Consider the following 473-nt stretch of genomic DNA (forward strand, 5'->3'; position numbering starts at 1 on the left):
GAGCGGGACCTTGTCGCGGAATCCTCATCGGGGAGCGCGTGCGCACCGAGGCCGGCCCGCATCACGGCACGCCGGAGCGGTCCGACCCGCGCGAGGAGCCCGAGGCCGAAGCCGCGGGCCAGGTCGAGCGGCAGGAGCCCGGATAGCAGCGCGCGGTTGAGGCCGTCGATCGCCGCCGTCTTCAGCCGCACATCCGGGAGCCGCGCTTGCTGGTAGCGCGACAGAACGGCCTCGCCGCCGATATCCCCGCCCTCGTCCCGTGCGGCCGAGGCGAGCCGGACCAGGCTCGCGATGTCCGCCAAGCCGAGATTCAGCCCCTGCGCTCCGATCGGCGGGACGGCATGCGCGGCCTCCCCAGCCAACGCAAGCCGGCCGCGGTGAAGCTGCGCGACGCGCAGCGTCGAGAGGGGCACGATGCCGCTGGGTCCGTCGATGGCGACCCTGCCGAGGATCCGGTGCGAGCGCGCCTCGAT

The 473-nt window shown here is 74.2% G+C and carries 1 protein-coding gene; it reads right to left on the bottom strand.

Translation table 11 applies throughout. The features are described 5' to 3' along the window. A partial coding sequence (locus tag AC2JF9_RS08850; protein WP_500727025.1) for an FAD-dependent monooxygenase occupies window positions 1-473 on the bottom strand: 473 nt, incomplete at both ends.

This window comes from Lactobacillus sp. C449L, assembly GCF_059900815.1.